10 protein-coding genes are annotated in these 14,279 nt (G+C 59.6%); 4 read left to right on the forward strand and 6 right to left on the reverse strand.

All coding sequences use genetic code 11. The features are described 5' to 3' along the window. Positions 1-2 precede the first annotated feature (2 nt). The 4 genes from M2342_RS03070 (at position 3) to M2342_RS03085 (ending at position 6,041) form a co-directional block, all read left to right on the forward strand. Positions 3-2,492, forward strand: a complete 2,490-nt coding sequence (locus tag M2342_RS03070; protein ID WP_264577991.1) for an HD domain-containing protein — start codon at positions 3-5, stop codon at positions 2,490-2,492. A gap of 196 nt (positions 2,493-2,688) precedes the next feature. Continuing rightward, positions 2,689-3,837, forward strand: coding sequence for a DUF2235 domain-containing protein (locus tag M2342_RS03075; protein ID WP_264577992.1), 1,149 nt, complete (start codon positions 2,689-2,691; stop codon positions 3,835-3,837). A 69-nt stretch (positions 3,838-3,906) separates the two neighbouring features. Beyond that, positions 3,907-5,154 carry an AAA family ATPase gene (locus tag M2342_RS03080; protein ID WP_264577993.1) on the forward strand — a complete coding sequence of 416 codons (1,248 nt, stop codon included), beginning with the start codon at positions 3,907-3,909 and terminating at the stop codon, positions 5,152-5,154. Beyond that, the gene (locus tag M2342_RS03085; protein ID WP_264577994.1) at positions 5,151-6,041 is read left to right on the forward strand and encodes a hypothetical protein; all 891 of its coding nucleotides are present in this window, start codon (positions 5,151-5,153) and stop codon (positions 6,039-6,041) included. Before M2342_RS03080 ends, M2342_RS03085 begins: the two co-directional genes overlap by 4 nt. Positions 6,042-6,276: 235 nt before the next feature. Here M2342_RS03085 and M2342_RS03090 read toward each other — a convergent pair whose 3' ends face one another. The 6 genes from M2342_RS03090 to M2342_RS03115 all read right to left on the reverse strand — a co-directional run bounded on the left by M2342_RS03090 (position 6,277) and on the right by M2342_RS03115 (position 13,719). Next, positions 6,277-8,100 carry a hypothetical protein gene (locus M2342_RS03090; RefSeq protein WP_264577995.1) on the reverse strand — a complete coding sequence of 608 codons (1,824 nt, stop codon included), beginning with the start codon at positions 8,098-8,100 and terminating at the stop codon, positions 6,277-6,279. A gap of 161 nt (positions 8,101-8,261) precedes the next feature. Further along, positions 8,262-8,585 carry a DCL family protein gene (locus M2342_RS03095; protein WP_264577996.1) on the reverse strand — a complete coding sequence of 108 codons (324 nt, stop codon included), beginning with the start codon at positions 8,583-8,585 and terminating at the stop codon, positions 8,262-8,264. Positions 8,586-8,676: 91 nt separating this feature from the next. Then, entirely contained in the window at positions 8,677-11,310 is a 2,634-nt protein-coding gene (locus tag M2342_RS03100) for a DEAD/DEAH box helicase (protein ID WP_264577997.1), read from the reverse strand. Continuing rightward, complete coding sequence (locus M2342_RS03105; protein WP_264577998.1) at positions 11,307-12,272, reverse strand: DUF1837 domain-containing protein; 966 nt, start codon at positions 12,270-12,272, stop codon at positions 11,307-11,309. The genes M2342_RS03100 and M2342_RS03105 overlap by 4 nt, the downstream gene beginning before the upstream one ends. A 507-nt stretch (positions 12,273-12,779) precedes the next feature. Then, complete coding sequence (locus M2342_RS03110) at positions 12,780-13,133, reverse strand: DUF3768 domain-containing protein (RefSeq protein ID WP_264577999.1); 354 nt, start codon at positions 13,131-13,133, stop codon at positions 12,780-12,782. Positions 13,134-13,170: 37 nt separating this feature from the next. Further along, entirely contained in the window at positions 13,171-13,719 is a 549-nt protein-coding gene (locus M2342_RS03115; RefSeq protein ID WP_264578000.1) for a hypothetical protein, read from the reverse strand. Positions 13,720-14,279 lie beyond the last annotated feature (560 nt).

The raw sequence follows: 14,279 nt of genomic DNA on the forward strand, positions 1-14,279 counted from the left end.
TCTTGGCGGAGACGCCGATCCGAAGCGCACTGCGCGACGCGGTGCCGACTTTGGCAAGCCAGATCGATGCGCTGTGCGCAGATTGGCTCGGCAATCTGCGCACCAGTTTGGATGAAGCGCCCCAACGATTTCGTCCCAAGCAGCTGAACGATCCTATCTGGGGCACGATCGAACTCCAGCCCCGCGAAGTCGCATTGCTGGATTCGCGACTGTTGCAGCGTATGCGCGGGGTGAGACAGCTCGGCCTGGCTCAGCTGGTTTTTCCCGGCGCGGCGCATGATCGCCTCGAACATATCGTCGGCGTTGTCGGCGCCGTCGACAGGATGGCAGATTCGCTTGAGCGGCAGGTTGCCCGGCGCAACGCCGAGTTTAAGCGGGACCAGAGCGGAGAAATGATCCCCGGCGTCGACGAGGATGAGCGCGCCACGCTCCGCCTCGCGGCCATGTTCCATGACCTTGGCCATGGCCCCTTCAGCCACGCGCTTGAGCCGGTGCTCGAAGTCACATCACCGCTCGCGACTGCATCGGAGGATGGCGGCGAATGGCGCCGCGAGCTCCGTTCTGCCAGTTCGCTACTCACTGCCCGCTACAGTCTGAACAGCCGCCCGGCTGCCTCGGAAGTCATCGCGGTGATGATCGTGGTGTCGGAGGCGGTGACCGAACTTTTACGTTCCGGCGGATTTCGGCTCGGCAATCTGGACGCTACTGACGTCCAGGAGCGAATCATCGCCTGCATTATCGGCGGTGTTGCGGGCCCGGGGGTTACGCATCTTTCGACCGTGATCTCTGGCCAGGTCGATGCCGACCGGCTCGACTTTCTCCAACGCGATGCACACCATTCGGGATTGGAGATCGGGTTCGATACCGAGCGGCTGTTGTCCAAGCTCGAGATCCTGCAGATCCGCGATAGCAATCTGGAAAGCGCCGATTTAGCGATGCGCCAGCGCATCGCGGCCGCCAGAAACAACGTCGTGCACCAGGTAGGTATAGCGGCTTCGGGATATGGCTCGTTCGAGCAGATGCTGATCGGCCGCACCTTTCTGTACGACCGGCTCTATCATCACCATAAGGTGCGAGCCGCCGAAGCGATGGCGCAGCGCATGCTGCTGGTCGCAGAACGGGACCGCGAGCGGCGGTTTGACCTTTCAGAGATTTTTCTGAACGTGGGCGACGACACGTTCCTCCGGATTGTGGCCGGGGAGGTTACGCACCCCAAGCTAGCCATCTCGTCCGTTTCGGCAGCCGCACTCGCGCGAGGAATTCTCGACCGCAACCTGCTCCACCGAGCCTTCGCCTTTCGGGGGCGATTCATTGCGACACCGCCGGGCCTCGGTGCCGAGAGCGCTGACGCCAACCGCGACGCGCAGTGGAAGGAGGTCGTCAAGCGACTGGACGGCCTGCAGGCCCGCTACGAACTTGGCGCGGAAATTCATGCATTGGCGACCGACATTGCCACCGTCCTGCTCAAAGCCGGGATCGACGTTGATGAGCTGTCACCGGTAATGGCAGCGCTGGAGGACACGGGCCCCGAGCAAATCATTGTCGACCTTCCGGGGCGCAAGGCAGGGGCGATCCGTATTCTCGCCCGCTATCCTGACGGTTCGCTCAAGCTCCCAGAGTTTTCATTCAACCCGCAAAAATGGGCCGACGCGTACGATCTGCAGAAGCGGACCGGATATGTGTTTTGCGCAAGGGAAGTATTGCCGGTGGTGGCGCTCGCGAGCCGCATTGCGTTCTTGCGCCATTTCGGTGTGGTCATGGCAAAGGATGCAGACGCTTACATCAAGGCCGGGCAAACCATCGAAGCAAGCTGGCTGGAGGGGCTGATCAAGGCCGAGCTGATCGACGCAGACACTGCGGAGCTCCTGACCTGCGAACGGCATTCCCTGCTTCGGGTTCGGGCGGAGGATCTCGGAGTTCCCGACGCCTGGCTTGGTGAGGACCCTGATTTCGCGTCTGCGATCGCTGGCCAACTCAACCGCCACCTCAAGGGCGGCCTAATGGCAGCCGGACGTGAGGCACTCACCAAAACCATGGAATCGCTGTGGCGCTTCGTTGACATTTGGTACGCCGGGTCACGCACGACGTCTGAACTGGCAAACGAAGCCGAGCTGCAGAAGCTGCTTGTCGAGCACCTGCGAGCTACGCTTCAGGTCGATGAGGGGACCGAGATTGCCGGCGGCGAACTCGACCTCCTTGTCGAAAAGCAGGTTCTGATCGAGAACAAGTTCCACGCCTCCCCCGCCAATCCGGACAAGGTGGGCAGGGGTGCCGGCGCTCAAGGCAGGCGCTACGGTCTCGCTTTGCCATCGCAGCTGGTGGTTGTCGCAGCAGCGCGGCGCATGACGGTCAACGGAACCGTCCCGGCCAAGACAAAGGCGATTTCGGTGAGGCCCGTGAGCACCGAAAACGACAATCGTGTGGAGATCCGAATCGACCTGCCATTTGGTGCGAAATTGCCATCGCAAGAAACCGGCGAACATGTAAGCTGAGCAGTACGCCAGCCGTTCGGTGAATTGGCTTGTCATGTCACTGCAGTGAGCGCGCTATGGAGCCCAGCATGTCAGGGGCACGAGAACGCAACGGCGGTTATACCGCTAGCCTTACAGTGATCGGTCAAGCGGTGCGAGCATGAAGCCGCGAATGATTCATCGAGGGCCAAGACTGATGGCTTGATGCGGGGGGCACATGAGCAAGAACATTGTCATCTGCTGCGACGGGACCGGCAACCAGGTTTCGGGCGATCTCACGAACGTCCTCAAGCTCCATCGCTGTGTTAGGAAGGATGAGGGGCAGCGCGCCTTCTACGATCCTGGCATCGGCACTATTGGCGATTCAAATCCCTGGCGCCAGCGCTGGAACCGGGCGAAAGGCGTGTTCGGGCTCGCTACAGGTGCCGGGCTCGACGACAATATCCTCGATGCCTATCGGTTCTTGGTAGAGCACTACCAAGCTGGTGACCGCTTGTATTTCTTTGGTTTTAGCCGCGGAGCCTACACAGTGCGGGCGCTGGCCGGGCTGATCCACGCAATCGGGATTCTGCATCCTGACCAGGCCAATCTAGCACCCTATGCTTTGACGGCTTACAAGTGTGCGGGCGAAGAAGGCCGGTTCGAGATCGCGTGGGATTTCGCCCGCGTCACCGGGTCAGCGCGTGCCACCATCCACTTTATGGGTGTTTGGGATACGGTCGCTTCGATGATCGTGCCCCGCCGCGACAGGTTCTATCTCCCAAGTCTGGGCACGCTGCCGTTCACACGAACCAACCCCAGTGTACGCGCGTTCCGCCACGCGATGGCAATTGACGAACGTCGCCGGATGTTTCGGCTCAATCACTGGAATGGCGACACCCAGTTTGTCATCGACCCATTTTCCAAACCGCCGCAAACCGAACCCCAGGATTGCCAGCAGGTGTGGTTTGCTGGTGTGCACGCCGATGTCGGTGGGGGTTATGCGGAGAGCGAGAGCGGTCTTTCGAAGTTTCCGCTCGTTTGGATTGCGCAAGAGGCGCTGGCCCATGGACTGCAGCTCGACCATGGCATGCTTGACCACCTCGCCCTCGGGACACCGGTTGCGGGCGGGCGCCGCCAATACGTTGCCCCCGACGCCTCCGGCATGCTTCACCGTTCATTGAAAGGCGCTTGGTGGCTGATCGAATTCTTTCCGAAGAACATCAGGTGGCGCGAATGGCCAAAACGCCTGGGCTTGCTGGGATACTATTTGCCGATGGGAGAGCCGCGCGCTATAGCTACGGATGCTTTGATCCACCCCAGCGTTCAGGAGCGAAGAGCCGCGCTTCCGGAATATCAACCGCCTAATGTGACCGATGCCATGTAGGACCGCCCGATGACCGTCACATCCGCGATCCGGCGTGGATTTACACAGCATATCTGCTAACATTCTATCATGTACGCCCGCACCCTTTCGCTCTACGACTTCAAGTGCTTTGGCACGGCCAAGCTTGATCTGCAGTTCCCAGGGCGAGACGATGAGGACGCCTCCGAACTTGCAAACATCAACCTGATCCTGGGTGATAATGGCGGCGGAAAGTCGTCGGTGTTGCGCGGACTGGCCATTGCAGTATTGGCTCCGGCTCTGCTTGAACAGGGCTTCGTCCCCTATCGGTTGGTCCGCCGGCCGGCGGCAGACAAAGGCCCCGAAGTGTCGCTCCTCAAGGTCACCGGACGCCCGGAGGATGGGGAACGGCCCTTTATCAAGCGTAAGACACTCGAGCTGCTGGCCCGCATCGAACGGCGCGACAACTCAAGTCGGGACCGGCTGACGCTTGAGAGCACCCCCAACTCGCCGATCGACAAACTGCTATCGGACGACTTCTCGCCTGCATTCTTTGTCGTTGGTTACGGTGCGACGCGGCGGGTGGAAACGGGCGAGTTTTCGGACAGCAGCGCACGGCGTTCGCGCGGTCGGCGGTATCAGCGGATCGCCAGCTTGTTTGAAGACCATGTTGCTCTGCGCCCCCTGGCGAGCTGGCTTGAACGCCTGCGCGGGGATCAGCGCCTGTTCGACAACGCGGTTGCTCTGATCGACGCGGTGCTGCCGCCGCAAATCCGGTTTTCCGGGGTATTCGATCGCGAGGACGACCAGTACATCTTCGACTTTGACGGGGTGCCCACGCCATTCACCGCGTTGTCTGACGGCTACAAGGCTTTCGTCGGCTGGGTCGGGGATCTCATCGGTCATCTAGCGGATGTCAGCAAGGGCGCTGCCCGACTTGAAGACATCGCCGGGATCGTGCTCGTCGATGAGATTGATCTGCATCTTCATCCAGCGTGGCAGCGCGAAGTAGTACCGACGCTTTCGCGCGTCTTCCCCAAGCTGCAATTCGTCCTGACCTCTCACAGCCCGCTGGTTGCCAGCACCGTCCGGCGCCAGAACGTGTTCGTGACGGAAACGGCGGAGGATGGCAGCGCCACGATCAAGCAGCTCGGCGAGTTCGTCTATGGACGCAGCGCTGAACAGCTGCTCCTATCGTCCTACTTCGGCCTGGTCAGCACCCGACCCGCCGCCTTCCACAGTGAAGCTGAGAAGCTGTTCGAGCGTGTGGCGAGCGGCGAATCCGAGGCGGCGCTGGAATACCTCAACCGTCTTACTGGCGATGACGAGGCGCACAGCGTGGGCGCTGCCAAGGCATGATCCGCTACGATTGCGAACCCGCGGGAATTTCCGCTCAGGTTGCTGCCCTCGACGCCAAGTGGGAGGGGAAGGCCGAGAAGGAGACCAAGGCGCTGATCAAGGCCGGGAGATTTCCCCCAGGCGCAAAGACCATCTGGTCGCTTGTGAAGCCGGCCTTCATGGCAGTCCAGCACAACAAATGCATCTATTGCGAGAAGCAGCTTGCCAATTCCACTTACGGAACGATCGAATGGGATCTGGAGCATTTCCGCCCCAAATCGACCGTAGCGTCATGGCCGGATGCAGCGCGTCACGCTGATCTTAAATACGATTTTGCGACCGGCGACACCTCGGCCACAGGCTATTACTGGCTTGCATATAATCTGGGCAACTACGCGGCTTCCTGCAAAGTATGCAACTCGACCTTCAAGCACATCTACTTTCCAGTTGCTGGCGCACGCGGCGCTGTTCCGGCGCAACCTGAGGCATTATTAGCTGAGGAGCCGTTCCTTTGCATGCCACTGGGCTCCCGCGACGAGGATCCCGAAAACCTTCTCCGTTTTGTCGTCACTACGGCAATTCCGGCTGCAGATAACGGTCCGTTGCGCGACCGGGGACAGGTCATCATCGACTTTTTCGGGCTCAATAAGCGGGACGATCTGCATCGGGAGCGGTCGCAGATGATCGGCCTGCTTGGCAATGCGCTGGCCAATCGGGCGGATGGGCACGGGCGAGAAGTGGATGAGCGCATCATTACTCGGATGGAGGGCGACAATATTCCCCATGCCAATTGCGTTCGCTCGTTCCGTCGCCTGTGGGAGACCGACGAGCCGCTCGCGCGCCGTGCACACGATCTTTGCCTTGAATTTGGCTTCAGCGAGCCTGGAACGGCGCCGCCGCGCTTGTAGAGAACACACCAACTTACCAGCCAGCTATAGGCCGAACATTTGAAGAGGTCTGAGCGATTCAGCCACGGCCAACTTTCGATGGCTTGCGTCGAGAGCGGACGTTTGTCGGCTTGGACTCGAATGTCCGACGCTGGCCGGTTGCCGACAGGTGGCTTCAGCTCACCAAAAAGATAGTTGCCGGTTGCCGTTGCCCCCTTCGGCGCTGGCGGCACTCATTCAGGGAGTTTCTTCGTGATCACGGCCGGCACACAACATATCCGAACGCGTTCATTTCGGTGCATGCCGAGAAGAAGCTCATCAGCAGCTGATAGAGCTGAATGAAGTAGGGATCAGGGCGACCGCCAGCCCGGATCTCGCTAAGGGCTTCCTCCACCGCGCCCTTGCTGAGCGAGGAAGTAACGATCATCGCGCGGCGTATGGCGTCGGGGGCCGCTCGTGCCTGCTCGAAGGCCTCGGCGAGCAACTCCTGATCGCCTCGGATGACCCTCGGAATAGCGGTGTGAACGCCGCCTCCACTGATGTAACTGTTTCCCCAACCGTTGATCTTACCACCCATCGCCGTGGCGGGGAGCATCATGCGTTCGAGATTCTTCTGGGCTTGGCTGACGGACACATGAAAGGGACTGGCACCGAGGGAGAGGGGCCCGTGCTTGCCGTGGTAAAAGCTGATGCGCGGCGGGCTGGCCTCATTGTCGAGACCGATGAAGTCAGCCCACTCGTCGCCGAGATCGTCGCAGACGAGAATTCCGTCTCCGTGGGCGACGCTGGCTACGATGACGCCAAATGTGGAGTCCTCGTCGAAACTCGTGTGGCCTTGCGCGAACGTCCCCTTCTCGTCGGTGACATTATCGAGGTCCGCGTTCGTGACGAGGTGACGTAGCAGCACGTCGCCACCCTCGGCCATCGCGCCGTCGCGGAACAAGTTCCCGCCTATATAGCCGAGAGCGGGGTCGCTGAAGAGAATGATATAGCCATTTTCCTTGTCGATATAGCGGCGCAGCGAAAGCCGGTTGGGATCGGCGCCGAGCGGATAGTCGGTTTGCTCGACGGACACGTCGGAAGCTAAAGGAAGGTCCAGCTTGCGCAGCCCGATACCGGATTTGTTGAGCGCGATCGCGCCGACTGGATCTTGCGGCGCCCCCGGACGTGACAGCGAACATAGCTTTCCCGCGACATCTCCAATCTCAAGCACTTGGCCAAGTTCGTCGAGAACGCCGTCGATCTCGACGTTGGAAAGCTGGAGAAAGTTGCCTTCCTCGAAGCGAACGAGGCGAATCCGCCGGGCGTCGTGAATGGCTCCAGCCAAGCTGGCAACATCGACAGCAAACGCCACCGGCCTTGCCGTCTCAAGAGCCTCCTCGAGGTTCACCGCACGCGCGAATGTACGAATGAAATCGTTCCTGGCCGGTTCCGCATCGAGCAGTTCCTCGATCACGGATACCGCATAGTCGACCAACTCAAGATGGCCGATCCGCTCCGAGCGCAAAGCGATGCGTCCCGTGCTCGGGGTCGTCCTGTAATGGTCCTGGCCCGCACGCAGCGCGTAACCGAGCGGCGCATAGCGGTTCGCTCCGGATGGGCCGACGACCGCTTTGAGATCGTTCGCCTCATAGCTTTTCGTCCGCATGGCAAAACCCGAGACGGAAAGGTTTCGAAGCCGCACCTTCTCGAAGATCGCGTCCCGTCGAGCGATGGCGGCGTCCACCCGCTCGGCCGATACCCGGCCGAGATAGCGGGTCCCGAAAGCATTGGGCAGGTTGAAACGAGACTTGAAGATCGCCGCATGGCCGCGATGTTCGACGAGGAGCAGGAAGCCCCACACCCTTTCGTCAGCCCCGGCGTGATCGGCGAGGAATGCCGGTTTTTGCTCATAGGAGAAGCAGATCGCGGACCAGACGGCCGGACCTTGCTCCACGCGCCGGTATGCGAAAAAATTATGCGAAGGTTCCGCGTGGGACGCCCTTATCGACGTGAAAAGGCCGTTGATGGCCGCAAGGCTAAGGGGTTTCTTCAACCGGTGGAAATTGGCCGTCTTAGCAGCCCGAAGATGCTCGATCATGCTCCCCCCTTTGACCTGACCCTTGCTCAAATCCCCAGGACGTTACTAGGCCTATACCCGGTCATTCTAGTGACGTCTGTCGGCACCGAGAAGCGGAGACCTGTACCGGCTCGGTTCGACGTCCGCCGGCGAGTTGAGGATTCGACGTCCCTGCCGGCGGATCAGTCGTATGGCCTCGGTTTAAGACAATGACCTATCGAGAAGTCGATCTTCGTGTCATTGCTTCTGATAACCCAGAAGCACCTCTTCGAAAACTGTGGTACGTCTTCCGGCGGCGTGTTTACTTCGAAGCCCGCAATGCCGGTTCCGGCCTTTTCCTCAAACTGATCATGACGCCTGAGTAGTGCGCACAGATCGGTCGCGTCTTCGGCGCTGACGCAGTCACCGATGTTGTACCGATTTAGCATAGCCGTGAAGAACGCCGTTGCGTCCCCAGCCTTTTCAAACGATCGCGTGGTGAGAGTAATGCGCCGTGTCTTTCCCATGCTGACCTCTTAGTAGGGAGATAAAAATGTTGGTTCCCAGTGTCTACTGAGGCGGCGCCGGGCCGTGCGTCCGATGACGGGCGCCGCGTGGTCAGTCTGCCCCCGCAGCCGGCAATGGCGGTGGCTCGCCTAGTAGCTTCTCGCGCAACTCTCGCACTATGATAATGGGTATTCCCGCGCTTTCCAACGCGTCGCCGTTGGTACGCATCCAATTGCGGCATGCGTCTTGGTCGAGGTCATCCATCGCCATCACCTCGTACAGCGCGACGGCGCTCATCCTGGAGAGACCCAGTTCCATCAGTGAGAGAAGCGTCTGCGTGGAGATGCCAAACTCGAGTGCCAGACCTATGTCGAAGCGGTCGTGAAGAAGATCGGTACGCCCGATGTTCTCCAGATGCACCCTCAGAACGTCCACGTAGGCAGCGATGTACTTTGGTGCGGCGAACCGCGCGGTCTGCTCGACCATCTCCATTGTTTGCCGGCAGATCTTCGGGATGTTGACGGCCTTCCCGCTCCGTCGAAGATTCTCTATTCGCATCTTAATCATACGGGCGAGTGACCAACCTCGGAGCCATCGCTGAACGGTTACTGCATGACCGTAGATCAGTTCATCCGGCTTAAAGGCTGGGTAGAGGTGGTTGTTGATCGTCTGCATCACGAACATCATGGAAGCTACCGCCTCGTCGTCCTCGGCGGCCGCCGGGACGAGATCCTCGGCTTCGCCCGGATGCCGCTCGAAGAACTCAAGGAGGGACTGCATCGCGATAGCGCTCACGCCAGGATGCCGCGCGCTCAGCGTTGAAGGCAGGCGATTAGCCTTGCATAGATCGGCGAGCGCCTTGTCCAAATCCGCGACGAAGCTCGGATCGTGCCGCTTCGCGAATGCGGCATCGGCAACGGAGCCAGCGCGCAGGAACGCCGAGATCAAATAGGACGAGACCTGTTCGAGCTTGGAGCCGCGGCCGACTTCGTCCATCGACATGCCCGCGCGTTCATTAAGGAAGCCGAGCAGCTCCTCGGGCTTCTCCATAACGAGGTCCGTTTCACGCTTAATCTCGTAACGCGCGCGCTTGGGCACACCGTGTGGCCACGCTTCTTCGTCGTGAGGGTCGATACAGATGATCTTGCCTTGGAACTCGTCACCCCATCGACCCGCCCGACCGGCCAAGTTCCAGAAGTCGTGCGCCAGCATGTGCTTGCCGCTTCCCTTTCTTGGACCGCGGAGCACGATCATCCGACACGAGAGGTTGACGCCCTCGATGAGGGTCGACGTGCACACGAGGAAGCGTATCTTGCCAGACTTGAAGAGCCGCTCGATCTCCGATCGCAACAGCGACGGCATATTGCCGTAGTGGAACGCGACACCCCGCTCGACGAGGGGCGCCAGGAGGTAACCCGGATGCACCCCCTTCCGCGAGAGATCCGCAAGGGCCGCGAGTTCTGGATCGATGGCTTCACGAACCGTTCCCTGGTTCAGCAGAAACGCAATCTTCTCTGCCTCGTCGGGACCGTTGGCGTATATCAAGGTGCCCGACCGGTGACCCGTCAGGGCCTCAGCGATGAAGGCTATCCTCTTTCGGAGCCCGATCGGACGGTCGGTCAAGCTCAGGATTCCGACGCTCTCAGGCTCGTCGCCGCGTCGGATAGCGAGATCGTACTTCGTGGTCTGTCGCTTGACCTGCTGCGCGAAGAGCACGTTTTGGAGAACCGTCGGCGCATCGCTATCGACCACTCGGCGATCCGCTGAGGCCGGCGCGTCATCCAGCAGTGTGTGGGGGTTCTGTGTCGCCGGGCTGATGAACACTGCCCTAACATTGGGACTTGCCCGCGTCACGCGCTCGATCGCATCCTGCAGGATCACACCGCGCTTGGTGTCGCCAATCTTGTGAGCCTCGTCAACGATCAGCAGGTCGATCTCCATCTCATCCGATAGCGCATTGGCAAAAAGGTGCAGTCGCTCTTGCGTGAAGACCGCGACCAGCGGAGGTCCGCCGTTTCGCATCGCCAAGTATTCGTCCGTCAGTGGGAGCGAGCTAACTCGAATCTGACCGGCGCCGAAGCTTGCGCTTGCTAGCAAGTTCCTCAGGTTCGTCTCAGTCTCGCTGACGAGCGCGCGGGTCGGCGCGAGGTATACGACCATCCGGGCGCGTTTCGCCCGCATTTGGTCTAGTAGCCATTGCTGCACCAGATACGTCTTCCCGCACGCGGTTGGCGCCGACGCGGACATCCAACCGTGTTCGTCCTGCGAACCTCTCCAAAAAGACCGCTGGAAGAGGTTGACCTCCAAGAGTCCGCCATCGGCCTCAAGCACCACCGAGTTCATTAGACGGTTTCGCGTCAGCTCCAGCCGAGCGCCGACGCCCAGACGGGCATCGAGATCCACTCCGACCTCACCTCTCCTCTGCGCAAGCCCGACCGCCAGCTTGTTGGAAAGCTGCTCGAACAGCAGCGCCGCAGCATCTCGCGTCGGGCCGCGTTGCGCCAACGTGATCGATGAAGTCGCGATCAGGAGCGCCGCTTCACGCGGCGGCCGAGCTTCGGAGCGCGCAAGTATGCTGCCGGCGAGGAGAAGTCGATTCCAGTCGATGGCGCCCAGAGCCTCTGCGACGGCTCCCACCGGCTGGACGTTCTCAAGTTCCTGTAGCGCGTTTATCCTAGACAATAGTGCGAGGTCGCTCGCCACACCCTCGGCGAGTAGCCACTCAATGAGCTCATCCCCGGTCACTTCGCCAATCCCAGGGAGTCGAGCACAGCCAAGCGAAAGGCCTCGGCGTCAGGAAGCGGCAGGCAGAGAAACTCGATCTGGCAGTCGGTGAGTTCCTCGAGGATCAGTCGATTCCCTACGTTCTCAGCCCACTTCTTGAGCGCTTCCCTTGAGGCGTCGATAACGTCGTTCGCGCCACATTTTCCGCCAGCGGCCGGATAGGCTCCGCTATCAAAGCCAACCAGCGCGACCGCACGATATCGCTTCCTTTTCACGAGCGGATCGCTTTGGTCGAAGAACCGGCGCAGCGAGGCATTGAGGTCCGGATTCCCGAGGTCGGCCCGCTCGCTCAACAACACGAGGTCCCGTTCGCGTTTGGCCGCCTCCCCCTCCTCCTCGTCGAGAAACGGCTTCAACGAGCTAAGGCATTCTCGAATTGCCCTGGCTGGGTCGGAGTGGATCTTGGACTCCCCCCAGTAAAGGTTCAGCACCCCGTCTTCGTCCACGTCCGCGTATACGCCATCTGAGCCGTGGTAGTGCACCTGCGCACTTGTCTTAAGCGACATCTTGCAGAGAATCTGCGGCAAATTAAGGAAACGTTCGGCGAGTAGGTAGAGGAGCAGCTCCCCACCTTCGCCGGACGTTTTCAGATCGGTAAACGTAGCCAACGCGCGATGGTAGAGTTCGATCGTGGCGGCGGAACCGCCTTCCCGATTATCTCGCTCCTTCGCGCGTTGGCGCGCCTCGTGCGGGATCGCATAGTCGATCACCGCTGAGCGCATAAATTCGGCGAGCCGAACTGGGCTCACTCGTCCATTTGCGTCCACTTTCAAGCAGTGGCAGTGAATGCGGACCTTACAGCCCTCAACTTCAATATCGCGCTCAACCAGGTCAAGGTGGACCGCAAGAGTGTTGGGCTTAGAGGCGATCGCCTGCTCGAAGTCTGTTAGCGAAAGCGGAGCTAGCGCATTCGTGTTGACCACTCCTACTTCCTTGTACCTCAGGCCCTACGGTCATTATTATTTAGCAGTCATTCTGGGAGTTGGCTATCTTAACGCCAAGCCGTTCTGACCTGTCCAGGACTTGAGGAATGGCGGCTTGCGGGCATAAAAGTTGGGCCTTTGAATGGCCGCATTTGGGGCGCGTGGAAGTCAGTCCACTTCGAGGCGTCAATGCGGCAGCTTCTATCAGGAGCAGACGTTCGCCGTGGCCAAGCTAAACGGCTGGGTCTGGTCGAAGGCGGTCAGTGCATTTGTTGCGATTGTACGTCCGCTTTGCTTCGATCAGCAGTTAACAGCGGACAGTCAGGACTGTCCAACTTAGCCGACGTTCAGAAGCGCGCGTGAACGAAGGGCAGATTCCGATCATCCAGTTGCAATGGCGACGCGCCGCGATCGTATATGCGGATCGCCCGATGAGTTTGCGCTATCCCTAGCGAGCGCCGCGGTGGCGGCTGCCTCTGTAGCACCAAACCGTGACTATGATCGACCTTACACGTCCTGATCCGTCATGACCGTGAGGATACGGCAGGTGACCGTCTCGTCTGAAGGGTCAGGCGAGCCGAACTCCAAGTGCACGTCATAGGTGTCGATCTTCCAGAAGTACCACGCACCATCATGCTCAACCTGCCCAAAGTCATGCTCGCCCCAAGGATCATTGCCCACGCCAAAACCATTAAACTGACGAATGCGGCAGAGAATCTGCAACATTTGATCCTTTGGTAGGGCGGCGAACGCTCGCGTAAGTAATGTACGTCCACCCTCGCCCGTGGTTCGTAACCGATCATTAAGCTCGCGAATGCACTCGACTTTCGAAGCACGGTTCACCCCTTCGCGACAATCCATGTCGTCGTTCCTTTGCTGCTGAGTTGAAATTGAAGCGTTAGTCGGCTGGCGTGATGGCGAGCCTCATCATCCCAGGCGGCCACAGAATGCGCGGGGCGTCGGCCAGGCCGCAGTTTCTGCGCCTGATCAGCTTCATGCCAATAGAGTCGAATAGCTGGAGCGCGGTGGGCGTAATCCCGGAAACCACCGTATAATGGTCGGGTTCTTCAGCAAGGTAGAGGAGGACAGGCTTGCCGCTGGCCAAGCTGACCTTGATCCATTCGAAGGCATCATCGATCCCCGACCATTTGCGATAGTCAGGTCGCTCGATAGCAAAGCTGTGATTTGGAAGACTGGCAGTACGGGCGATGAGCTTCGTAACGGCCAGTCGGCGACGTAATGAGAGGCCCCAAGTTAGTGCTTCGACCGGATCTCTTTGGGAAACGAACGCCACCGCCTCATGAAATAGCGCGCCATAGTTTAGCCGCGACAGAGCGATACCATGGCTAGCCGCGCTCAGTCGCACGGCGTTGATCGCTGCGTAGATGCCGCAAAAACAATCGAGCTCACCTTGCCGAAGCGGCTTCAAGCGATCGGCGGCAGTCAACTGAACGGTGTTGGTAGGTGTGGGTGCTGATGGTGAATGGGGGCTGATGGCTTTGCCCCCTGCGGTCACCGAGCCGACCTCAATACGTAGCGCTCAGCCGCGGTAATGACGTTCATTGCTTGAGGGGGCAGTCCATTGAAATGGAGAGTATTGAGGTGATGATCGGTCAAACAAATTTGTTGCAAGAAGTAAACAAATAAAGACCTCACCATTTTCTTTCATACTAAATCATGAACGCCACTTATTGTTATGATATTTTGACCAATATGTCAACAAAAAGCATTTCGGCTATTTTGTGAACGATTGCGGTTGCCGGCTTTTGCATTTTAAGAATGCCTTCTTTATGGCGTCGGTACAGCAATCATGCGCCCATCTTTACCTTCAACTGCGCGATGTCCTTTGGGGATAACAACTAGCCGACCGTCACGTCCCATAGCGGTGCGGGCATTTGGCGGTACAGCAACAAGTCGTCCGTCCTTACCACGACGGCCTGTCCATCCGGCTGGTATGGGAACTTCGCGTCCATCGGGTCCGATATCGCCATGTGCATTTGGGCCAAT

The sequence above is a fragment of the Sphingobium sp. B8D3A genome, from assembly GCF_025961995.1.
Taxonomy (GTDB): Bacteria; Pseudomonadota; Alphaproteobacteria; order Sphingomonadales; family Sphingomonadaceae; genus Sphingobium.

What these genes read in the sequence shown, in the direction of transcription:
- M2342_RS03075 (WP_264577992.1), top strand. Translation starts at nt 2,689, where the DNA reads ATGAGCAAGAACATTGTCATCTGCTGCGACGGGACCGGCAACCAGGTT.
- M2342_RS03080 (WP_264577993.1), top strand. Translation starts at nt 3,907, where the DNA reads ATGTACGCCCGCACCCTTTCGCTCTACGACTTCAAGTGCTTTGGCACG.
- M2342_RS03085 (WP_264577994.1), top strand. Translation starts at nt 5,151, where the DNA reads ATGATCCGCTACGATTGCGAACCCGCGGGAATTTCCGCTCAGGTTGCT.
- M2342_RS03090 (WP_264577995.1), bottom strand. Translation starts at nt 8,100, where the DNA reads ATGATCGAGCATCTTCGGGCTGCTAAGACGGCCAATTTCCACCGGTTG.
- M2342_RS03095 (WP_264577996.1), bottom strand. Translation starts at nt 8,585, where the DNA reads ATGGGAAAGACACGGCGCATTACTCTCACCACGCGATCGTTTGAAAAG.
- M2342_RS03110 (WP_264577999.1), bottom strand. Translation starts at nt 13,133, where the DNA reads ATGGATTGTCGCGAAGGGGTGAACCGTGCTTCGAAAGTCGAGTGCATT.